At 64.0% G+C, this 22,965-nt stretch carries 16 protein-coding genes; 10 read left to right on the plus strand and 6 right to left on the minus strand.

Translation table 11 applies throughout. From position 1 onward, the window contains the following. Nucleotides 1–44 precede the first annotated feature (44 nt). The 3 genes from SPR01S_RS09755 to SPR01S_RS21545 form a co-directional block, all read right to left on the minus strand. Entirely contained in the window at nucleotides 45–989 is a 945-nt protein-coding gene (locus tag SPR01S_RS09755) for an SGNH/GDSL hydrolase family protein (RefSeq protein WP_245661934.1), read from the minus strand. A 251-nt stretch (nucleotides 990–1,240) separates the two neighbouring features. Continuing rightward, nucleotides 1,241–2,080 carry an IclR family transcriptional regulator gene (locus SPR01S_RS09760; RefSeq protein ID WP_066588676.1) on the minus strand — a complete coding sequence of 280 codons (840 nt, stop codon included), beginning with the start codon at nucleotides 2,078–2,080 and terminating at the stop codon, nucleotides 1,241–1,243. After that, nucleotides 2,077–2,250, minus strand: coding sequence for a hypothetical protein (locus SPR01S_RS21545; protein WP_157082135.1), 174 nt, complete (start codon nucleotides 2,248–2,250; stop codon nucleotides 2,077–2,079). The genes SPR01S_RS09760 and SPR01S_RS21545 overlap by 4 nt, the downstream gene beginning before the upstream one ends. A gap of 57 nt (nucleotides 2,251–2,307) precedes the next feature. Here SPR01S_RS21545 and SPR01S_RS09765 point away from each other — a divergent pair, with 57 nt between their 5' ends. The 7 genes from SPR01S_RS09765 (at nucleotide 2,308) to SPR01S_RS09795 (ending at nucleotide 12,287) form a co-directional block, all read left to right on the plus strand. Beyond that, nucleotides 2,308–3,483, plus strand: a complete 1,176-nt coding sequence (locus SPR01S_RS09765) for a CaiB/BaiF CoA transferase family protein (RefSeq protein WP_066588746.1) — start codon at nucleotides 2,308–2,310, stop codon at nucleotides 3,481–3,483. 9 nt (nucleotides 3,484–3,492) lie between these two features. Then, complete coding sequence (locus SPR01S_RS09770; RefSeq protein ID WP_066588678.1) at nucleotides 3,493–4,707, plus strand: Tm-1-like ATP-binding domain-containing protein; 1,215 nt, start codon at nucleotides 3,493–3,495, stop codon at nucleotides 4,705–4,707. Then, on the plus strand, nucleotides 4,694–5,530 hold the full coding sequence (locus SPR01S_RS09775; protein WP_066588680.1) for a phosphoenolpyruvate hydrolase family protein: 837 nt from the start codon (nucleotides 4,694–4,696) through the stop codon (nucleotides 5,528–5,530). Before SPR01S_RS09770 ends, SPR01S_RS09775 begins: the two co-directional genes overlap by 14 nt. Before the next feature lie 23 nt (nucleotides 5,531–5,553). Next, on the plus strand, nucleotides 5,554–5,997 hold the full coding sequence (locus SPR01S_RS09780; protein WP_066588684.1) for an SRPBCC family protein: 444 nt from the start codon (nucleotides 5,554–5,556) through the stop codon (nucleotides 5,995–5,997). Next, on the plus strand, nucleotides 5,994–7,637 hold the full coding sequence (locus SPR01S_RS09785) for a DUF5597 domain-containing protein (protein WP_066588687.1): 1,644 nt from the start codon (nucleotides 5,994–5,996) through the stop codon (nucleotides 7,635–7,637). The genes SPR01S_RS09780 and SPR01S_RS09785 overlap by 4 nt, the downstream gene beginning before the upstream one ends. A gap of 726 nt (nucleotides 7,638–8,363) precedes the next feature. After that, complete coding sequence (locus tag SPR01S_RS09790; RefSeq protein WP_245661936.1) at nucleotides 8,364–10,931, plus strand: M1 family metallopeptidase; 2,568 nt, start codon at nucleotides 8,364–8,366, stop codon at nucleotides 10,929–10,931. Between the two features lie 195 nt (nucleotides 10,932–11,126). Further along, entirely contained in the window at nucleotides 11,127–12,287 is a 1,161-nt protein-coding gene (locus SPR01S_RS09795) for a DUF2252 family protein (RefSeq protein ID WP_369405266.1), read from the plus strand. A 393-nt stretch (nucleotides 12,288–12,680) separates the two neighbouring features. Here the strand turns inward: SPR01S_RS09795 and SPR01S_RS09800 are convergent, their stop codons facing one another. Next, nucleotides 12,681–15,218 (minus strand): TonB-dependent receptor, encoded by a 2,538-nt coding sequence (locus tag SPR01S_RS09800; RefSeq protein WP_066588696.1) that lies wholly within the window; start codon nucleotides 15,216–15,218, stop codon nucleotides 12,681–12,683. A gap of 244 nt (nucleotides 15,219–15,462) precedes the next feature. Between SPR01S_RS09800 and SPR01S_RS09805 the strand changes: the two genes are divergently transcribed. Genes SPR01S_RS09805 through SPR01S_RS09815 form a run of 3 tightly spaced genes read left to right on the plus strand, consistent with a single transcriptional unit; the run spans nucleotide 15,463 to nucleotide 20,965 of the window. Beyond that, nucleotides 15,463–16,857, plus strand: coding sequence for a TolC family protein (locus tag SPR01S_RS09805; protein ID WP_245661937.1), 1,395 nt, complete (start codon nucleotides 15,463–15,465; stop codon nucleotides 16,855–16,857). Then, the gene (locus SPR01S_RS09810) at nucleotides 16,854–17,897 is read left to right on the plus strand and encodes an efflux RND transporter periplasmic adaptor subunit (protein WP_169803415.1); all 1,044 of its coding nucleotides are present in this window, start codon (nucleotides 16,854–16,856) and stop codon (nucleotides 17,895–17,897) included. The genes SPR01S_RS09805 and SPR01S_RS09810 overlap by 4 nt, the downstream gene beginning before the upstream one ends. Continuing rightward, nucleotides 17,894–20,965, plus strand: coding sequence for an efflux RND transporter permease subunit (locus tag SPR01S_RS09815; RefSeq protein WP_066588701.1), 3,072 nt, complete (start codon nucleotides 17,894–17,896; stop codon nucleotides 20,963–20,965). The genes SPR01S_RS09810 and SPR01S_RS09815 overlap by 4 nt, the downstream gene beginning before the upstream one ends. On the opposite strand, the gene SPR01S_RS09820 is transcribed toward SPR01S_RS09815, so the two are convergent. Together SPR01S_RS09820 and SPR01S_RS09825 are read right to left on the minus strand one after the other, a co-directional pair. Beyond that, the gene (locus SPR01S_RS09820) at nucleotides 20,966–22,291 is read right to left on the minus strand and encodes a sensor histidine kinase (protein ID WP_066588705.1); all 1,326 of its coding nucleotides are present in this window, start codon (nucleotides 22,289–22,291) and stop codon (nucleotides 20,966–20,968) included. It abuts the gene before it with no gap. Further along, a complete protein-coding gene (locus SPR01S_RS09825; protein ID WP_066588708.1) occupies nucleotides 22,284–22,961 on the minus strand; it encodes a response regulator transcription factor in 678 nt (225 codons plus the stop codon). The genes SPR01S_RS09820 and SPR01S_RS09825 overlap by 8 nt, the downstream gene beginning before the upstream one ends. Nucleotides 22,962–22,965 lie beyond the last annotated feature (4 nt).

Here is a 22,965-nt window from a genome sequence, read left to right on the forward strand (position 1 = left end):
ATGCGCCTGCGCGTCGCCGGCGGGATGCGCCTCCGTTGCAAACGTCAGCGTCTGGCTTCGAAGAGGCTTGGCGATATCGCCGCGGCCATCGTCGCGTATCCGCCATCATTCGGATGGAGATGGTCGCCCGGCTCGAGTCTGGGATCAATCCGCGCGGGATCGGCAGGGTCCGCCGCGACCTTCTCGAAATCGATCACCCCGTCGAACAGGCCGCCGGTTCGGATGAACTGGTTCACCTCAAGACGCATTCGTTCGCCTTCGGGCGTGAAATAGACCGCCCCCTTATAGGGAAGGATCGTCGCACCGACGACTTTCACTCCACGCGCATGCGCCCGCGCCACGATTTGACGATAGGCGTCGATTACCTCTGCAGCGGTGACCTCGCTGTCCGGTTTGTTCCACCAGCCGATGTCGTTGATCCCTTCCAGAAGGACGACATGCGTGACGCCCGTCACAGCCAATACGTCGCGATCGAATCTGGCGAGGGCAGGAGGCCCGAAGCCCTCGTGCAGCAGGCGGTTCCCGCTCATCCCCGCATTGACCACGCTCCATCCCCTGTAGCGAGGATCGGCGGCGAGCCGGCCGGCAAATTGTTGTGGCCAGCTCATATCCTTGCCGGGCGTGGAGGCGGCGCCTTCGGTGATCGAATCGCCGAAGGCGACGATCACCGGAGCCGCCACATCGCGCAATACATCCACTTCCGACACCAGTCCGGGGCCACGTTCCCGATGCGCTGCCTGCATCTCGAGCCTGTCTAATTGGTCGCCGGGCGCGACTATCAAATCCGCGTGGTGCGCCGCGGGAACCACTTTATCGCGATAGAAGATCGAGACGGCGATATGCTGCAGCGCTTTGACCGGCACGTTGATGGGATCGCTCAATCGGGGGGCTCCGGCGGGAAGCCACGTCTCCTTTTCACCGTCGAACGTGACTGTGCGATCGCTTCCGGGCACGATCGCTCCGGCAGGATCCGTCAATGCGACGTGCACGCCGGCCACCTTCAACGGAGCGATGCCGAGTTCGTTGGTCAGCTTGAGCCGTATCGACCGTCCTGCGGCATCGATGCGCAGAATTTGACGTGTAGTCTGGTTGGCGAAGATGGCCGGTGTGGTCGCCGGCTGTACCGCGAACGGCGCGAAAGGCGCGCTGAACCAGCCGGCTGCCCACTTGTCCCTTGCTGCCGGACCCGCACCGATCAGACAGGGTGCGACAACCAGCCAATACCATCCGAACCGACGCTTCATTTGTCTTCCTTCATGTCGGCGCTCACGCGAGAAAGACTCGACGTATCGAGATCCAGGCCCGCTGCTCGAGTGATCGCGGCTGCTGTCCTGCTCAGTGGTTCGAGCAGGCGTTCGAGCGGCGCCTCGCCGTTCGCATCGATGAGCGTCGCGATCGTCAACGCCGCATTGAGGGGAGCGCCAGGGCTGCCGATCAGGACCCCAATGTCCGCGCCGCCAAGAAAGCGTTCGCCGATCGATCGGGCATGCCCCTGAGCCTTGACCTCGCCGATCCGCTTGAGCTTCGCTTTGCGCGCCTTGTCGTCCATCGATTGCCAATCGGGCAGGCGCTCCAACATCGCGGCCCGTTCGGCGGGAGTCAGCGCGGCCAGCAATAGACGCCCCGAATTGGTCCGCAGCGGCAAATGAGAAGATCCGACCTCGACAGAGAGGCGGAAAGGATTGGGGCTTTCCTCCTGGGCGAGAACCAGAACTTGGTCGCTTTGCAGAACGGTGAGGTGGCAGCTTTCACGGACTTCGTCTGCTAGGGCCCGCATGAAAGGGCGCGCGGCTGCGACCAATGCTTCATAGGGGGAATGAATGCGTGCGAGTTGAAAGAGCTTAAGCGTGAGCGAATAGCCTCCGCTCGTTATATCGCGCCTGACATAATCGCGGCCCTCAAGACACGCCAGCATCCGAAACAATTCGCCCGGTTGGCGATTGATGGCTCGCGCGAGCTGGGACTGCGTCATCGGTACCGCCTGATCGGCAAGGTGCTCGAGGATGTCCAAGCCCTTCTCCAGCGCGGGTACCGCGTATTTCCGGCGGCGCTCGTCGGTCGAAAGATTCACTTCGGTCATGGCAGCGCAGCTTTTCCCCCATTTTTCTGCCGGATACCACCCGCACCGACATCGTTATTTTGCTCGCCGCGGGCCATGCACGCGAGGCTTCCGATAACGGTGAGCTGCGCATGCAGAGGCCATTTTTCGGACCCTGTTTCGGCATCCCCGTTTTCGGATTGATCGTTCATATATAGACTGTATGTTAGCCAGCAAACAATAATGTAAGGGCGAGGCAAGTGCATTCGATGCGCGCTGGGGAAGCTGCCGAACGTTTGGGCGCGCGCGATTCTGCGCCGCTTGAAGGTCTCCTCGTCCTCGACATGTCACAATTTCTCGCCGGTCCTTCCGCCGCGCTGCAGTTGGGCGATCTCGGCGCTCGGGTTATCAAGATAGAGCGCCCGGGGTCGGGCGACCTTTGCCGAGACCTCTACCTCACCGACACCGACATCGCGGGCGAGTCTACGCTGTTTCACGCGATCAACCGGAACAAGGAGAGCTTCGCGGTCGATCTCAAAAGCAGCGCCGATCTTGCCGGGCTCCGCGCGTTGATCGCCCGAGCCGATGTCGTCATCCAGAATTTCAGGCCAGGTGTCGTCGAGCGTCTCGGTCTCGGCTATGAAGACGTTCGCGCCATCAATCCGCGCCTCGTCTATGCAAGCGTCTCCGGTTTCGGACCGCAAGGGCCATGGGCAAAACTCCCCGGTCAGGATCTCCTGGCGCAGGCGCGGTCGGGGGTCATGTGGCTCACCGGGACCGCCGAATCCGGCCCGATGCCGATTGGTCTTTCGGTTGCAGACATGCTGGCTGGGCACATTCTCGCCAAAGGCATCCTCGCGTTGCTCGTTCGCCGCGGGCGCACGGGGGCTGGCGGTTTGGTCGAAACGAGTTTGCTCGAAGTATTGGTCGATTTCCAGTTCGAGCTGCTCACGACATTTTTGAACGATGGCTGCCGGCCGCCGACGCGCGCCGCCGGCTATGGGGCCAATGCCTATCTCGCGGCGCCATATGGCGTCTATCGAACCGCTGATGGCTATCTCGCGCTGGCAATGACGCCGCTCAGCCGTCTTGAAGAATTGCTCGATTTGCCCGGTCTTGCCGGATCTGGCGACGGCTTTTCGGATCGCGACATGTTGCTCGACCGCATCGCCGCGCGGTTGGTTGAGCGCACGACCGACCAATGGCTGGCGGTGCTCGAGCCGCAGGATATCTGGGCGGCGGCCGTGCTCGATTGGCCCTCGTTGCTGCAGGCCGAAAGTTTTCGCGCCCTTGGAATGCTGCAATCGATCCAGGCTGGGCCGGGTATGATGCGCACGACGGCCAGCCCAATGCGTATCGATCGCGTGCGGCCGACTTCGGACCGGGGAGCTCCGCGACTCGGCGAACATAGTGACGCGATCCGCGCCGAATTCGACCTCGCCTAGGGGGGTACGATGGGAGGTGTCATTTACGTAATCGGAACCTTCGACACCAAAGCAAGAGAATTGATGCACCTTGCCGCCAGCGTCCGGCGGTTGGGATGGCGAGCAATCACCGTCGATGTGGGCACAAGTTTCGCAAGTGCGACAGCCGATATCAGCGCCGCAAGCGTTGCTGCCTCTCATCCCGGCGGGCTGGACGCGGTGAACACCGGTGATCGGGGCACCGCGGTCGCTGCGATGGGTCTGGCCCTCGAAACTTTCCTTGCGGGTCGTGGCGATATCGCCGGCGCGATCGCTCTGGGCGGTTCCGGCGGGACAGCGCTCGTTGCGCCGGCCCTTCGCCAACTGCCGATCGGCACGCCGAAGGTTATCGTATCCACGGTCGCCTCTGGCAACACCGCACCCTATGTCGATGCGAGCGACTTGATCCTGATGCCGTCGGTTACCGACATCGCTGGGCTGAATCGGATTTCGCGGCGCGTTATCGCCAACGCAGCCGCCGCGATCACGGCCATGGCAACGGCGAATTCGAACCAACACGCTGATCGGTTGGACGGAAAACCGACGGTGGGGCTCACGATGTTCGGTGTGACTACGCCATGCGTGGACCGGATAAGCCGGTCGCTCGAAAGGAAGCACGACTGTCTTGTATTCCACGCCACGGGTACGGGCGGCAGAACGATGGAGAAGCTGGTCGATGCAGGCCTTGTCGATGGGGTGATCGATTGCACGCTGACCGAGATCGCCGACTTCATCGCAGGCGGCGTCATGGCAGCGACCGAAGACAGACTTGGGGCGATTGCACGCACCGCCATCCCCTATATCGGCTCAGTTGGCGCATGCGACATGGTCAATTTCGGCGCGCCCGCCACGATACCCGGGCGGTATGCCGGTCGCCTTTTTTACGAGCACAACCCGCAAGTGACCCTCATGCGGACCACGACGGAAGAAAATCGCGCGATAGGCGCCTTCATCGTCGAAAAGCTCAACGCATGTCCCGGAGAGGTCCGATTCTTCCTCCCCGAAGGCGGGGTGTCCGCGATCGACGCTCCTGGGATGCCGTTCTACGATCCCGAAGCAACCGAGGCGCTCTTCTCCGCAATTGAGACGGCTTGGGTCCCCACCAGCAAGCGCCGGCTGATCCGCATGCCGTGTCACATCAACGACCCTGCCTTTGCCGATGCAATGACGGCTGCGTACGAGGAGACGATCGATGCCACGTTATGACCGTGAGGCGATCCTCGCGCGCCTCCGAGCACTCGTTGCTGCCGGCCGCCCGATCATTGGCGGCGGGGCGGGAACGGGGCTGTCCGCTAAATGCGAGGAAGCGGGCGGTATCGACCTGATCGTGATCTACAATTCGGGCCGATATCGCATGGCGGGGCGCGGCTCGCTTGCCGGTCTTCTGGCCTATGGCAATGCCAACGACATTGTCCTGGACATGGCGCGGGAAGTGCTGCCGATCGTGCGGAATACGCCCGTCCTGGCGGGGGTCAACGGTACCGATCCATTCTGCGTATTCGATGATTTTCTAGACCGGCTCCGAGACCTCGGGTTTGCGGGCGTCCAGAACTTTCCGACCGTCGGACTCATCGACGGGCATTTCCGGATGAATCTGGAAGAAACCGGGATGGGCTTCGCCCTGGAGATCAACCTGATCGCGCGAGCGCATGCCAAGAACCTGCTGACCACACCCTATGTGTTCGATCCGGATCAGGCCGCCAAGATGGCGCGCGCGGGCGCCGACATCATTGTCGCCCATATGGGCCTGACCAGCGGCGGTGCTATTGGCGCGGAAAATGTCGCAAGTCTGGAGGATTGCGTCCATCGTATCGACGCTATCGCCGATGCAGCGCGCTCCGTGCGAAACGACATCCTGATATTGTGCCATGGCGGACCGATCGCCGAACCCGATGATGCTGCTTACGTTCTGGCGCGATGCGATCGTCTGCACGGCTTTTTCGGAGCGTCGAGCATGGAGCGCCTGCCGACCGAACGAGCGATCCGCGAGCAGGTCGGGACATTCAAGGCCCTTGGCCACAAGCACTAGAAACTTGAGGGAGACAGGGAACCATGCGCGTCTATGCCAGCCGGGTCATCGCCGCACCGCTCGACAAGGTCTGGTCGGCCATCCGCGCTTTCGACCGCTTGTGCGACTGGCACGACGCAGTGCTTGACGGCGTCATTGTCGACGGCAAGCCAGCGGATGCCGTGGGGGCGATCAGGGCGTTTCATCTGGCCGATGGGGCACTTGTTGAGGAACGGCTGCTGGCTTTGGACGATGGCGGGCACTGCCTGACGTACGCATTCGTCACGCCAGCCTTTCCGGTCGATAATTACACCGCGACGATCCGTGCCGCCCCGGTAACCGCTACCGGGGCGACATTCGTCGAGTGGCACGCGACGTTCGACGAGCCCCAAGGCCGCTCAGGGCGGCATAGCGAAATCATCGCCGATGCTATCTTCGCGGCGGGGCTCTCGGGCTTGGAACGCTTTGTCACGGGAAATGCAAGGTGAGCGGCTGGCGCCGATTACTGGCAGCATCCGTGTGCCTTGCCGTCAGCGGCCACTCGGTCGCTGCTGCGCCACAGCCGTCACTCCCGGCTATCGAATCCGACGCGAAAGGCCGGCACGCGCTGATCGTCGACGGTGCGCCCTTCCTTATGCTTGGCGCCCAAGCCAATAATTCCTCCAACGACGCGTCGGTGCTGCCGCAAGTGTGGGACACGGTCGAGCGGCTTCACGCGAACACGCTCGAAATGCCGGTGTCCTGGGAACAGGTCGAACCTGTCGAGGGCCGGTTCGATTTTACTTTCCTGGATACCTTGCTGGCCCAGGCCCGAACCCGCAACATTCGCTTGGTTCTATTGTGGTTCGGGACGTGGAAGAATGGAGGCGCGGGTTATGTGCCGGAATGGGTCCGGACAAACCTGAAGCGCTTCCCGCGCAAGCTCGATGACACCGGCCAACCACTGTCCGCGCTGTCCCCCTTTTCTCGCGTCACGCTGGAGGCTGATCGCACCGCATTTACCGCGATGATGCGTCATCTGGCGGCGAGAGACGCCCAAAATACCGTGATTATGGTCCAGGTGGAAAATGAAGCCGGCGCATTCGGCATTCCGCGGGATCGCTCGCCTGCGGCGGATAAGCTATTCGACGCTCCGGTGCCAGCTCAACTGGCTGCGAGGACCAAGCGGTCGGGTAAGACCTGGCGCGATCTCTTCGGACCGCTCGCCGAGCCAGCCTTTATGAGTTGGTATACGGCGCGCTACATCGATGAAATTGCGGCTGCCGGAAAAGCGGTGAAGTCTCTCCCAATGTATTGCAACGCCGCGCTGAGCGACCCGTTCGCCGCGGTATCTAATCCCAAATGGATATCCAGCGGCTCGCCTGACTGGAACATGATCGATATCTGGAAGGCAGCAGCGCCGCATATCGATCTGGTCGCGCCCGATATCTACACGCGCGACTGGCGCCGTGTTGACGCCTACCTTGCTGCATATTCGCGCCCCGATAACGCGCTCTTCGTCCCCGAAATCGGCAATGCAGCCGACTATGCGCGGTTCTTCTGGGCCGCGCTGGGACGCGGTGCGATCGGCTATGCGCCGTTTGGCATGGACGCGACGGGCTACGTGAATTACCCGCTCGGGGCAAAGGCGCTCGATCCCGCCACGATCGACGCATTCTCCTCGAAATATGCCGTTATGGCGCCGATGGCACGCGGATGGGCGAGGCTGGCCGCCACCCATGACGGCTGGGGAGTTGCCAAGGATTTTCCTCCCGCCGACCAGTCGCATGATTTCGGCGATTGGCGAGTTACGGCGCAATTCGATCGCTGGTTCATCGGTGACGAAAGCTGGACGTTCGTCAAGACGGATCCGAGCCCGACCGTCGGCCAGCCGGTAGGCGGCGTCGCGATGCTGCACATCAGCGACAATGAGTTCATCGTCATAGGCAGCGATGTCCGGATAAGATTTGCGCGCACCGCGACCGGCCGCGCCGACCGATGGCAGTATCTTTCCGTCGAGGAGGGAAAGCTGGACGATTCCGGGAAGTGGATCGCGAAGAGAATGTGGCATGGCGATCAAACGGATTATGGCATCAATTTGCCGTCCGTACCCGTGATGCTGCGCGTCAGGTTGGGAAGGCTGAATTGAAAAACGGGAACTAATCGAGAGCATCGAGATGCCGTCCTCGTGACCGGGCCGGTTCAAATACTAGCTTCGTTGGTGTGCCTCAAATTCGCCCCGGTGACCTTGACCACGAGCCGATTGACGGCGGCATGTCGAACGATGCGACTTCGGTCGTGGGGACGCATACCTAGCGGCGCGGCACGCGATGCTTTCTTTGCAGATTTTCTATTTCAGTTCCGTTCCGCATTGTCGGATATAGTACAGCTGAACTGACCATGGCCATCACCCAAATCGGCCACATGTCTAACCAGTGCGCCAGCGGACACGGCGAAACACTAATATTATTAGGAGCATTCGGGGCGCGACCGCAGCGCCAATGACACCCGAGAAAATTGGGTTACGCCACATGGCCGTCTCCTCACGGAGTTCTTAGAAAGGAGCGCGTTAACGACCGCTTTCCACGCGACGGCAGCCTCAGATGCTATTTTTGAACGAACGGCAGGTTTCAGGGAGACGCTGGACCGAGCTTGACGACCGCAAAGGGGCGCCAAGCCGCCGATTTCGGTTTCCTGCGCCGTTGATTATTCTTGCCCCGCCTCATTGTGCGTATTACTCTTCTAGTACACCGTTGCGAGAGGGGCCCCGATGCGCGCTTCGTTCAGTCTTGTTGTCGCCACTATGTGTCTGTCGTCCGCTGCGATGGCCTACCCGCAAGCAGCTGGCCCCGCCGCAACCAGTCAAACTCAGATCGTGCCGGACGCAGCGGCGCCCAAAGGTAAACTCTCCGACACGGCGGTTCCCAAAGCCTACCGCCTGGATTTCACCATCTTACCCGAAGCCGCGACGTTTTCCGGGCATGACGAAATCGACATCACGGTAAAGGCGTCCACCTCGTCATTGTACATCCATGGCCGCGATTTGCGCGTGTCGAAGGTCGTTGCAAGGGCCGGCGCCAAAACGATCGCAGCAAAGTGGACGCAGGTCGACAAGACAGGCACCGCGCGGCTGGATTTTGCCTCGCCGTTGCCGGCGGGCGCCGCCACGCTGATCTTCGATTATTCGGGGAACTTCTCCGACAGCGCGTCGGGGCTGTTTCACGTCAAGGTCGGCGATAAATGGTATAGCTGGACGCAGTTCGAGAGCATCGATGCCCGCGCCGCCTATCCCGGTTTCGATCAGCCCGGTTTCAAAACGCCGTTTACGGTGTCGGTCACCACGCATCCCGGTCTGGTGGTCGTCGGCAACGCGCCCCAGGCATCGGTCACTAAAGCGGCGGGGGGATTGGAGAAACATCAACTCGCGCCTACCCGCCCGTTGCCGACCTATCTCGTCGCCATCGATACCGGGCCGTTCGTTCGCAAGGTCGGGATGATCGCTCCGACCGCCGAACGCGGCCAGCCGATGCCCTATGGCGCCGTCGCGACCGACGCGCAAAAGGACAAGATGGCGTACGTCATGGCGGAGACGCCGCGCATAGTCAGCCTCTTGGAAAACTATTTCGGCAAGCCGTTCCCGTTCCCTAAGCTCGACCAGATTGGTACACCGATCATGCCCGGCGCGATGGAGAATGCCGGCGCCGATACCTATGGCGACGGCATCATCTTTCTCGCCCCTGGAGCGACCACCGGTGACAAGCAGGGCTTCGGCATGGTCGTCGCGCACGAGCTATCGCACCAATGGTTCGGCGATCTGGTCACACCGGCCTGGTGGGACGATATCTGGCTTAACGAGAGTTTCGCCAACTGGATGGGTTATCGCATCGGCAACGAGTGGCGGCCCGAACTGAATATCGGCGTCGGCGCGCTCGACGAGGGATTCAGCGCGATGAACACCGACGCGCTCGAGGTCGGCCGCCCGATCCACCAGCCGATCACCGAAAACAGTCAGATCGATTCCGCGTTCGACGGAATCACCTACGGTAAGGGCGGCCAGGTGGTGGCCATGATTGCGGCCTATCTCGGCGACGACAAGTTCAAGGCCGGCGTACGGCTTCACCTCGAACGTCATGCGTATGGCAACGCAACGTCGGAGCAGTTTTTCGAATCGATTGCTGATTCCGCGAAAGATCCCCGCGTGCTGGCCGCCTTCAAATCGTTCGTCGATCAACAGGGCGTGCCGGTGGTGGATATCGCGCGACGCGACGGCAAGCTGACCATCACCCAATCGCGCTACGCATTCTTCGGATCGACGCCCGCACCGCTCCAGTGGACGATTCCATTCTGTGTGCGCGTGGATGCCGCCAAGAAATGCGCGTTGCTCGACCAGCAGACGACGACACTCGAGGCCCCTGCGACCGGGGTGATCATGCCCAATGTCGGGGGCACCGGCTATTACCGGTTCAACCTTGCCCCGGCGGACTGGCAATCGCTGATCGCATCGTCCGCCACCCTTTCGCCGGGCGAAGCGATCGCAACGACCGACAGCCTGTGGGCGGCGTTCCGTGCAGGGAAGGCGCCCGCGTCATGGCTAGTTGCGGAGGCGCGTGCGATGGCGCAGAATCCCGATGCAACGGCCAGCGTCGATGGCGGCGAGCGCATCGCGGGCCTGCGTCGGCGCGGGATGATCGGCTCGGACTCGCTGCCTGCCTATCGCGCGCTGATGGCGTCGATCTACACGCCGCGACTGACGGCGCTCGGGTTCGATCCTGGGGCCGGCGTTTATGCCAAGGAAGATCCGGGCAAGCAGAAACTGCGTCAGCAACTCGTCGGCCTGGTGGCGGAGGACGCGCGCGATCCCGCCGTCCGGGCAAAATTGAAGGGCGCCGGGGAGAAATATCTGGCCGGCGATGAGGCCGCGCTCGATCCGGCCTTCCTCGGAGATGCGCTGGAGGTAGTCGCGGAGGACGGGGGGCTGACCGCAGTCAAGATGCTGCTCGACAAAGCCTTGTCGAGCGAGGACCCGACCTTTCGTCAGAATGCCCTTGGCGCCGCCGCCTTCAGCGGCCATGCCGATGCCGCAAGCTATTTGCTGGCGCTCGACGACAAACGCATGCGGAGCTTCGATAGGATCGGCTTGATCTTTGGGATCGTCGGCAACCCCGACACGCGCGATCTCGGGACCGATTGGATCTTCGCCAACTATGCAAAGCTTTCCGCTGACGGAAACGGCATTTTCATTACGAGCCGCCTGCCGCAAGCGTTTGGCGGTGCGTGCAGCGCCGATCAGGCGGCCCATATCGACGCCAAGATTGGCGCGGCCATTCGCGCGTCCGGCAATGGCGTCCTCAACTACGAACGCACGCTCGAAAGCATTCGCCATTGCAGCGTGCTCAAGCAAGCCAAGAGCGACGAAATCGCCAAAGCCATCGCGGCGGGGTAGAAGGCACGGCCGCGTGGGCTAACGCCACATGGTCTTATCGTCGCGGTTGGAGCGAGGAGTGGCAGTTGCGGCGCGGGGGAACATTCTGCTGACGAAACGGTATTGAGCGACCATGGGTCTTCTTGCTGCCTGGCCTGCTCTTTCCGACGCCCTCGTTAGCCTCGCAGCATGCCTATAAAACCGGCGCGCCGCTCGATGGTGCTGGAACGCAGACGTGCCCTCAAAATGGCCCGGTCGGTTCATGCCTATGTCCGGGGCAATACCGCTCAATTCTATCAATGGCTGGCAGCCTCTCCTGTCGCCGGCGATATCCCGGAGGGGCCGCCGATCTGGATCTGCGGCGATTGTCATCTCGGCAATCTCGGTCCCTTGGCCGACGCCGAGCGTCGCGTCGAAATTCAGATTCGCGACCTGGACCAGACGGTGATCGGCAACCCCGCGCTGGACCTGATAAGGCTGGGCTTGTCGCTCGCAACCGCGGCGCGCAGCTCCGATCTGCCGGGTATCGTCACCGCGCGGATGGTCGAGGGGATGATCGACGGCTATCTGCATGCGATCTCCCCTGAGGCAAATGACTGCCCGGTCGAGCCCGAGGTGGTGAGTTCGGTGCGCGCTCGCGCCATTGGGCGGCGGTGGAAACACCTTGCGAGGGAGAGGATCGGCGACACCGAGCCCGTCATTCCGCTGGGAAAGCGCTTTTGGGAATTGTCAGGCAAGGAGCGCGGCGGAATCGACGCGCTATTTGACGAGCCCGAGGTTCGCGAGCGCGCTCTGGAACTGGCGGGGCTCGGACGCAAGGGGCGGTTGCGCGTCGTGGATGCCGCTTATTGGCGCAAGGGGTGCAGCTCGCTCGGTCGTCTGCGCTATGCGGTGCTGCTGGGCGTGGCCAAGTCGAAATCTTCCGACGAGTTTCTCGCCCTAGTCGACATCAAGGAAGCGGTGACCTCGGTAGCGCCGGCAACGGCCGGCCGGCCAATGCCGCGCGACGCCGCCGAGCGCGTCGTGGCGGGCGCCCGCGCGCTCGCCCCGAACCTTGGGGAGCGCATGATACCGGCGCGGCTTTTCGGCAAACCGGTCGTTCTGCGTGAGCTCGCTCCACAGGACCTCAAGATCGAGGTCGAGCAATTCTCACGCAAGGAGGCGGTCGCCGCCGCAGCATATCTGGCCTTCGTCGTCGGGGTCGGCCACGCCCGGCAGCTCGACGACGGGCAACGTGATGCTTGGGGTAGTGTCCTCAAGAAGCGCCGCGCCGCAAATCTCGATGCGCCCTCCTGGCTCTGGCGAAGCATCGTCGATCTCGCGGCGACGCACGAGGCCGGGTATCTCGAACATTGTCGACGCTTTGCCGCAGGCTGAGATCGATTTTGGCCAAGTCAAATTGAACCCTGATACCTGAGCATTTCGCTGTGACCGCGCGGCGTTCACGCCTCGTGTATCAGCTGATTGCGCAGCTTAGGCTGCCATGCGCGTGGCCCACAAGCGGCAGGACGGCTTTCGGCGGGAGCTTCCGGGCTGCCGACGCCCCCCACCGCCGCCGTTGAGACGCCACAAGAAGGCGCACGAAAGACGATGTGCAGCAATCGAGGCACTCGGCCACCGATTGTCTTGGGATTGCCGGGACATCGGTGCCGGAGCCTCGTAAACGAAAGCGCGATCGCTTCGCAGGGGGAGGAGCCGTTCCAGTCCCGTTATGGCAGGATGCCGATAATCCGCGCGACACCTAATCGATCGCCGACAGGAGGCGGCGCGCTAAAAGCGAAGCTTGACGCCGCCCTCGAGCGTGATGTTGTAGAATTCGCGCTGGATTGGGCGGTTTGGTGAACCTTCATAGAAGCGCAATGGCGCATTGGTGAGATTCTTGGCGTTGACGTAGAATTGCAGGTGCCGGTTCACGTCGTAGCTGCCGTTGAAGTCGAGCGTGAAGCGGTGGTCCTGGAACACATCGGTCGCACGGCTGCCGCCGACGCCGAACAGCACCGAACTTTCATATTGCGACGCCAACCGTAGCTTGACCGCGCCGCGCTCATAAAAGGCAGCCGCGTTCCACGACCATTTGAAGGTACCGGGAAGGGCGACGCTCTCGCCGTCGCGGAGCGCGATCTTCGAATCGACATAGGTCACGTTGGCATCGATACCGAAACCGTTGAGCAGCCCGGGCAGACCAGCGAACTTGTCGACGAAATTGGCTTCGATGCCGCGGGCATGGCCACCAGAGACATTCTCGTAAGTGTCGATCGTCGCGATTCCGACGATGCCGGGATAGGAACCGCGCACCGTGCGCGTCACGATATAGTCGCGCAATTCCTTGTCGAACGCGCCCAGCGAAATGACGCCGCTGCCCGGCAGGTAATATTCGAAGCTCAGGTCGAAATTGTTGCTGTAGGTCGGCTTGAGCGCCGGATTCCCGGTCGAGACGCTGCCGGCTCCCGGGTCGATGCTGGTCGCCTGGATCGTCTGATAGAAGCCGGGGCGCGCCAGCCCCGTCGAATAGGTCGCGCGGGCGACAAGCGACGGCGCCATCTGGTATCGGAGCTGCACTGTGGGAAAGAAATTGTCGTAACTGCGCGTCGTCGAGATCGGGCCGGTAACGACGTTGCCGCCGGCGTCGATGGTGTCGCCGATGCCGCGATAGATCGCCTTGGTATGTTCGTAGCGCACGCCGAGTAGCACACCCAGCGGGCCGAAATCGCCGTGATATTGTGCGAATGCGGCCGACACGTCTTCGTTGTCATCGAAATAGCCGCCACTGTTGAGCGCCAGCGGCGTATTGCCGAACAGCGTGCGCATCGCGCCGCCGCCAATCTCGGGACCGATATCATAGCCGGCGTGATAAAAGTCGGTGACCGGCGCGCCGTTCGCGTCGTTGCTGAGTGCATAAGGTGAGCCAGCATAAGCGAGGCTTCCCTTGAAGGGGCGCGCGATCTTCTCTCGATAGCGCAGCTTGCCGCCAATCTTGAATTCGTCGCCCGAGGCCAGTCCGACCGGGATCGACGCGCTTGCCGCGTAGGACCATTCGGTGTCGCGATCACGCTCGGCCTGGTTGCCGATGCCGTCGAGCAGATAGTTTGACGGATCGGTGATGCTCGCGCCGCTGGTCACATGGTAGCGCGGATAATCGGGATCGGTGATGTTGTCATACGCAACGGTCACGCCGCTTGGCCCGACAAAGGTCGAATTGTAATCGTAATTCTTGGTGTAGGTCGCGCGCGAATAAGCCGCGAACCATTCGAGACGCACCGGTCCCAGGTGGTTGTCGCCGCCGAGCTGACCGACGAAATTGTGATGCGATTCGTCCTCATCGCGCAGCGTCTTCACGGTCGAGGCGTTCGGCGCGACGAAACCCTTCGCATTGCCCGGATCGGCAGAGACCGGATCGCCCAGCCCATCGATCTCGAGCCTGTTGCGATAGACATGCTCATTATAGCCGGCGAGACTTGCACGGATATAGAAACGCTGCTGATCATCCGGCGTCAGATCGAGTTCGCCCGAATAGCCGAAGCGCTTGCGGCGATAGTCGTATTTGCGCAGTTCGAGGGCATCGAACGCCTTGTCCGGCGTCGCCGGCTGGTTGTCGAAATAGGCTGCCTCAATGTCGTCGAAGCTGCGGCGATCGTTGTAGAGGAACTGACTGAGCACGAACGATAGCAGTGCGTTGCCCTGGGCGTTCTTGCCGAGCGGCGCGCCGACCACGATTTCGTCGCGGTAGAGGCCATTGCCCTTGAACGTCTCGATGCCGCCTCCCAGCGTCGCTTCGACGAACGGCTTCGTCGTACCAATCGCGGTACGCGGCGTGAGTTCCACGCTGCCGCCGATGCCCTCGGCGTCGTGGTCGGGCATGCCGGTCTTGGTGACGACGATGCGATCGATAGCGCCGATCGGGATGGTGTCGAATTCGACCGCACGACCCGCGGCATTGAAATAGGTGCCGCCAGGTTGCGTGTTGAGCAGGACCACGCCGCCGAACGTGGCGCCGTTCAGATTGCCGTCGAGGCCCCGGATGTTGACGAAGCGGCCCTCGGACGTGTCGATCGACAGCGAAACGCCGGGGATGCGGCTCAGCGCTTCGGCAGCGTTGACGTCCGGGTATTTGGCGATCGCTTCGGCGGACTGGACGTTGATGACATTGGGCGCGCGCTGTTGTTCCTTGCGCGCGGTCTCGGCCTGGCGCGCGGCGGTGATGACGATGTCGTCGCGTGAAGATGTCGAGGCTGCATCCTGGGCGGCGGCCGGGCACGACATCGCGATCCCCGCGGCGAGCGCCGCGAGGGAGATTGCTTCCGAACGCATCTTTTGATCTCCCAATCTCGGCGGACCGGCGGCCCGTCCGGCACGCCATCCCCGTGGATTGTTTCAGTTCCGCGAAGTTTGAGGCCGAACGGCCATCATTGGGATAATTTAATCAGGTGGCGCCCAGTCGATGATGGGCGGGGTGGTCCCGTCTTCGCACGGCTTTGGGCGGCACGGAGATTGGCCGATAATGCGAGGTGCGAACATTGGGGATTTATAAGCTTTTCGGGGATGGTGGCGGCTCATGGCCCGCCGCATAGGGATCGCCATGTCGATCGGACTTGGGACGCGCCGCAGCATGCCGGGGCTGTCGGCGCTGTCGCTGGCCGCAGCGCTGGCCGGCTGCGCGAGCTATGCGCCGGACGCGCTTCCGACCGCCGGGCAGGCACTGACGTCCAAACCCGGTGATCTGCTCTCGATCGATGCGCAAAAGATCAATCGTCCCTGGCTTAAGCCGCAGCCGATCGACCTGTCGTTGCCCCTGACGCCGAATGCGCTGGCAGTGCTTGCGGTGCTGGAAAATCCCGACCTCAAGGCGCAGCGCGCCAAGCTCGGCGTAACCGATGCTCAGGCGTTCGCGGCGCGCCTGCTGCCGGACCCGAGCTTCCAGGGGAGCTTCGACAAGCTCATCTCCGGGCCTGACGCCTATAACGGCTATGGTGCGCAGATCGGGTTTGACCTCAGCCAGCTGCGTACGGCCCGCGTAACGCGCGAATCGGGAGAAGCCTCGAAGCGCCAGGTGCGGCTCGATCTGGCCTGGGCGGAATGGCAGACGGCGGGACAGGCCCGCCTCCTGGGCGTGCGCGTTCTCTCGTTGACGTCGCAACTCGCACTGGCGCAAGCGAGCGCCGCGTCGTCGGAGCAGTTGTTTGCTGCGACGCAGCGCGCGGCGGCCCGTGGCGACGTCTCTTCGGGCGATCTCGACGCGCGGCGCCAGGCACTGCTCGACGCTAGCGCCAAGGTGCGGACCGCGGAGCAGGACCTCGCGGCGGCGAAGGCGGAGCTGAACACGCAGCTGGGGCTTTCGCCGACCATGGACCTCAAACTGGCGCCGCCGCCGGAGCCGATCCTTCCCCCTTCCGCGGAGGTGCTGTTTGCACAGGCGGTCGATCGTCGCCTCGACCTCCAGGCGCTGCGCGCAGGTTATCAGGTCGCCGAGGCCGAGCTGCACAAGGCGGTGCTTCAGCAATTTCCCAACCTGTCGCTGACGATCGCCGCGGCGCGCGACACTGCCGACAACCGGACGATCGGACCGCAGATCGGCTTCACGCTGCCGTTATGGAACCGCAATCGCGGGGGTATCGCGATCGCCAGCGCGACACGCGAACAGCTTCGCGCCGAATATACCGCTCGGCTGTTCCAGACCCGCGCGGAAATCGAGACGGCAGTCGCCGCACTTGCCGCTTTGCGGCGGCAACACGATGTGCTGCGCGGCCAGTTACCCGAGATCGAGCGCTATGCCGCCGCGACCCGGCGTGCAGCCGCCCGCGGCGACTTGGCCCGAGCTACCGCGGATACTGCGCTACAGGGCGCACGCGATCGTCAGCTCGCGCTGCTGCAACTCGACCAGCAGATCGCCGAACAGACGATCGCGCTCGAGCTGCTGTCCGGCGGCCCCAGCGAAGGATGGACACAATGAAATATTGGACGCTTGGGGTCGCGCTCCTCCTCGCCGGGTGCAGCGCGGGTGGCGATGATGCATCGAACAGCGACGCAACCCCGCCGCCGGTCGCACGGGTGCGCACCGCCGCCGCCGTCGCCGACACCGCCAACGGCGCAATCAGCGTCTACGGCGCGGCCGAGCCAGGTCCGGCCAGCATGCACACGCTCACGGTTCCGGCGGAAGCGATCGTCTCGGCGATCGCCGCGCCAACCGGGACGGCGGTTTCGGCAGGGCAGGCCGTGGCGACCCTTCGCCCAAGCCTCGCCACGCGCGCCGCGATCGCCAAGGCGGCAAGCGACGCGCGTGCGGCCGATGCTGCCTATGCTCGCGCGCGGCGCATGCGTGCCGACGGTCTGATGAGCGATGCCGATGTCGAAACGGCGCGCGCGGCCGCGGCCAGCGCGGATGCGACGCGCGCCAATCTGGGCATCAGCGGCGCGGCATTGACACTGCGCGCACCGGTCGCCGGGACGGTGCAGGGATTGACCGCCAAGGCTGGCGATCAGCTCGCTGCCGGGACGGCGCTCGCAACGATAGGTGCCCGGGGCGATGTCCGCGCGCGGTTCGGGATCGATCCGTCGCTTGCGACGCGCGTGCATGCCGGCGAGACGATCCATGTCGAGCTGCTCGATGGCAGCCACGGCACGTCGGTGTCGGTTATCGGGGTCGACCCATTGCTCGACCCGACAACGCGCCTGGCATCGGTCTATGTGCAATTGCCGGCCGGATTTGGCGCCAGCGCCGGGACGCCTCTGCAGGCGACGATCGCCACCGGTCCGGCCCAGGCAGGTGTCAGTATTCCCTATGCCGCACTGCTCGACGATGGCGGGCGCAGCTATGTATTCGTGGTTCGCGGAGGCGTCGCCAAATCGGTGGACGTTTCTCCTGGAAGCTCCACCGCGGACCGCATCCAGATTCTCAAGGGTATCCAGCCCGGCGACCGCGTCGTGGTCGAAGGAGGCACCGCGCTCGAGGACGGGATGAAGGTGACCGAACGAGCCGGCGCGACGCGATGAAGGACGTTCTGCAGCGCCATCGCCGCTCGATCTGGCTGAGCCTGTTCCTCGTCACGCTTGCCGGTCTGTTCGCGGCGACACGGCTTCCGGTCTCGCTGTTCCCGCACATCGATTATCCCCGCGTGGTCGTGTCGATCGATGCCGGCGAGCGCGACGCCGGGCAGATGGCGGCCGACATCACGCGCCCCGCCGAAATAGCGCTGCGCCAGATACCCGGCGTCACCAAGATTCGATCGACCACCAGCCGGGGCTCGGCCGAAGTCGAGCTGGGCTTCAATTGGGGCGACGACATGGTCGCGGCGACGCTGGCGACGCAGGGCGCGCTCGCGACGATCCTGCCCGATCTGCCGGCGGGCACGCGTTTTGAAGTGCGGCGTTCCGACCCGACGATCTTCCCCGTGCTGGGCATTTCGCTCACCTCGACCAAGCGCGACGGCGTTGCGCTCGCTCAGCTAGCGCAACTGAAGCTGCGGCCGGTACTGTCGAGCGTCGCCGGCGTGGCGGGCGTCGATGTGCTCGGCGGCGGCACGCCCGAGGTCGAAGTCGAAGTCGATCCGGCCAAACTCCAGCTGTTCGGCCTGACCATGACAGATGTCGCGACCGCGCTTGGCAATGCCAACAGCGTCGCGGCGGTCGGGCGGATCGAGGATCGCCATCGCTTGTATCTTGCGCTGGTTGAGGATCGCCTCTCCAGCGAGAGCGACATCGCCGCCGTGCCGGTCAAGTCTGGTGCGTTCGCGAGCGCGGGCGTCGCTACGCTCGGCGAGATCGCGACGATTCGCCGCGCGCCGGCGCCGGTATGGACGCGGGTGACGTCGAACGGCACCGATGCCGTGCTGGTCAATGTGCGCCAGACGCCGGCCGCCGACGCCGTGGGGCTCGTCAAGGAGGTCGACACGCGGCTCAAGGCGCTGGCGCTTCCGGCGGACGTACGTGTCAGCTATTTCTACGACCAGTCGGAGCTGGTGACTGGCGCCGCCGATGCGGTGCGCGATGCCATTCTGCTCGGGGCGGTGCTCGCTGGGCTGGTGCTGTTCCTGTTCCTGCGCAGCTGGCGCCTGATGGTGATCACGGCGGGGTTGCTGCCGGCGGTGCTCGCGGCGACTTGCCTCGTGTTGTTCGCGCTCAGGATGAGCTTCAACATGATGACGCTGGGCGGCATGGCGGCGGCCGTCGGTCTGGTCGTCGACGATGCCGTGGTGATGCTTGAGCATCTGATGCGGCGGCTTCAGGAGGCGGAGGACAAATCCGAGCGACCCTCGATGCTCGCCGCCGCGCGCGAAATGGCCAAGCCGCTGTTCGGATCGACCGCCGCGACGATCGTGGTGTTCGTGCCGCTCGCGTTCATCTCGGGCGTGACCGGCGGTTTCTTCAAGGCGCTCGCGGTGACCATGGTCGCGGCGCTGGCGGTATCGCTGCTCTATGCGCGCTTCGTGCTGCCGATCATCGCCGACCGTTGGCTGACACTCAAGGATGCCAAATCGGCCGACAAAGCCGAACGGTTCACCGGACCGCTTGGCCGCGGCTATCAGCGGATCGTGGGCCGCGCGTTCGCGCGTCCCGCGCTGATCTCGGGATTGGCAGCGGCCGTGCTCGTCGTGATAGGCGCGCTCGCTTGGTCGCATCTCCAATCGGGGTTCATGCCGGTCATGGACGAAGGCGGCTTCATCCTCGACTATAAGGCCAAGCCCGGCGCCGCGCTCAGCGACACCGACCGGCTGCTCCGCCAGGTCGAGCAGATCATCCGCGAGACGCCCGAAGTCTCCAGTTATTCGCGGCGGACCGGGCTTCAACTCGGCGGCGGCCTGACCGAAGCCGACGAAGGCGATTTCTTCATCCGCCTGAAGGGCGGTTCGCGCCGTGGCATCGACGCGGTGATGTCCGAGATTCGCAATAAGGTAGAAACGACCGTGCCCGGGCTCGAAATCGAGACCGCGCAGCTCATGGAAGACCTTATCGGCGACCTGACCGCTGTGCCGCAGCCGATCGAAGTCAAATTGTTCAGCGACGATCCCAAGGCGCTCGAGGATTCCGCCGGCAAGGTGGTCGATGCCCTCACCAAGATTCAGGGCGTGGTTGAAGTCGCGAGCGGGTTGCGCGTCGCCGGCGACGCGATCCTGATCAAGGTCGACCGTCCCGCCGCGGCACTCGCCGGGCTCGACCCCGACGCCGTCGCGAAACAGGTTGAGGCGCAGGTGGGCGGGACGGTCGCCACGCAGATCCTGTCGGGTGAGCAGGTGATCGACGTTCGCGTACGGCTGCCGCAGGACCTTCGCCGCCGAGCTGACGCGCTGCGTGCGCTGATCGTTCGTTCCGCCGACGGGCGGTCGGTGTTGCTGCACTCCATCGCAGACATCAGCATCGCTGCCGGACAGCGCCAGATCATGCGCGAGGACCTGGCACCGTTCATCCCGGTGACCGCGCGCCTCGAGGGCAAGGATCTCGGCACGGGCATGAAGGATGTCCGCGCGGCCGTCGCCGCCCTGCATCTGCCGTCGGAAGTTCGCGTTGACTATGGCGGGCTCTATGCACAGCAGCAGCAATCGTTCCGCGACCTTGCCACGGTCTTCGCCGCCGCGCTCCTGCTTTCGGCGCTGCTGTTAACATTATTATTCGAGACTTGGGCATTCACCGCCGCGGTGATCGCGACCGTGCTGCTGTCGACAGCGGCGGTGTTCGCCGGCTTATGGGTCACCGGGACCGAACTCGACATATCGGCGCTGATGGGGCTGACGATGGTGGTCGGCATGCTCACCGAACTCGCGATCTTCCTTCTCGCCGAACTGCCGCCCGACGTTCCGGTTACGCGCGAATCGCTGCTTGAGGCGGGGCGCGCGCGGTTGCGGCCGATCCTGATGTCGGCGCTGATCGCGATCCTGACGCTCGCACCGCTTGCGCTCGGGCTCAGCCGGGGTTCGGGATTGCAGAAGCCGCTCGCGACCGCGATCATCTTCGGGCTCGGGGTCGGGGCGCCGCTGGTGCTGGCGATCCTGCCGATGCTGGTCCTCCTGCTGGGGAGGATCGGCCGCCAGGCTCCCAACGCACAACCGGCCGAGGCGAGCGCCTGATCAGCCGCCAGCGACCGGCAGGATTAGCGTGACGCGCAGCCCGGGCGCGTTGTCGGCCAGCACAACCTGCCCGCCATGCGCCTTCGCGACCGCCGCGACGAGACTGAGGCCGAGCCCTGCACCCGGCGTGCTCCGGCTGGCCTCGCCACGCGTGAACCGGTGCAGCATGCGCTCATAGTCTTGAGCCGGAACACCGGGGCCTTGATCAGAGACGGTGAGTTCCGCGGCCGCTGCCCGCGCAACCAGCGTCACGGCAATCTGCGTGCCGGGCGGTGTGTGGAGACGCGCGTTGTCGAGCAGATTGCCGATCGCCTGCGCGAGCAACTCGCGGTTGCCGAGCACGCGGATGCCAGGGGCAATCGCCCAGTCGAGCGCGCGCTTGCTGTCGGCAATCGCCGGCTGGAACGTCTCGCACACGTCTTCGGCGAGCGCGCTCAAGTCGAGCGCTTCGAACGACGCCGCCAGTTTGCCGCCTTCCACTTCGGAAATGCGCAGGATCGCTGCGAACAGAGCAAGCAGCGCATCGCCTTGCTGGATCGCCTTTTCGGCGGCGTCATCGACCGAACCGACCAGTTCGAGCTGGTTGCGCAGCCGTACCAGCGGTGTGCGCAGATCATGCGCGATGTCGCTCGAAACCTGCCGCAGATTCTCCATCAGCTGATCGATGCGGTCGAGCATCGCATTGAGCGCCGACCCGACCTGATCGAACTCGTCGCCTCGCGGACTGACCGGAACGCGGTGCGCGAAATCGCCTTCGACGATCGCGCGCGCGGTGCTACTGATCGTGCCAAGCCGCAGGCGCAAATAGCGGCCGAGCAACAGCGCGCTCACGCCGCCCACCAGGAGCAGCGCTACGAACGCCACGCCGAACAGCGCGAGGATCGTCGCGTCGATGTTCTCGATCGTCTCGGAATCGAGCGCCACGACGAGGCGCGATCCGTCGGGCAAATCGATGGCATCGGCGCGCGCTATGTCTGGCCCCTCCTTGGGGTCATGGAAGACGATATCGCCAAGGCCCGCTGGCGGCCGCTCTGCCGCGAGCGTACCGGCAACCCGCCGGCCCGAACGATCGAACAGCGCAATACCGAACCCTTCGGGCGAACTCAGTCGCGCTCGCTCGTCTATTTCCTGCCGAAGCTCGCGCGGGTCGTTCGCCTCGCGCGCCAGCTCGACCGCTTCTTCGACGATGGCCTTGTCACGCTGGCGGCGGAATTCCGCATCGGCGGCGAAATAGACCGCTGTCCCCAGCAGAAGCATCGCCAGCGCGAACGCCGTCGCGTAGGTGAAGGCGATGCGATAGGCGGCGCTCGTGCGCAAGCTAACCACTGGCGCGCATCCGATATCCGGCGCCGCGCACGGTCTCGATCGGATCGTCGCCGCCCGCGTCGCGCAGCTTGGAGCGCAGCCGGCTCAAATGGCTTTCGACGATGTTGGTCTGCGGATCGAAATGATAGCCCCAGACCAGTTCGAGCAGCATCGTCCGCGTGACCACCCGCCCGGCGTGGCGCATGAGCTGCTCCAACAGCGCGAATTCGCGCGGCTGGAGGTGGACGGCCTTGCCGCCGCGCGTGACATCACGGCGCAACAGGTCGAGCGTCACATCGCCCACTTCGAACCGCGTCACCACATCGCTGAGCGGCGGCCGCCGCAGCAGCGCGTTGAGCCTCGCGGTCAGCTCGGCGAACGCGAACGGCTTGACCAGATAATCGTCGGCGCCCGCCTCGAGCCCTTCGACGCGGTCGGTGATTCCACCCAGCGCCGTCAGCAGCAGCACGGGCGCCCGCACTTTCGCGGCGCGCAGCCGCCGCAGCACGTCGAGCCCGCTCAGCCCCGGTAGCATACGATCGAGCACGATCGCGTCGAACTCGCAGGTCGCGGCGGCGTGGAGCGCGTCTTCGCCTTCACTGACCAGAGTCGCGGTGTGGCCAAGCTCCTCGAGCCCGCGCTCGAGGAACCTGGCCGTTTCGATATCGTCCTCGGCGATCAGGACCCGCATGGGT

The sequence above is a fragment of the Sphingomonas pruni NBRC 15498 genome (assembly GCF_001598455.1).
In the GTDB taxonomy this organism is placed as follows: Bacteria; Pseudomonadota; Alphaproteobacteria; order Sphingomonadales; family Sphingomonadaceae; genus Sphingomonas; species Sphingomonas pruni.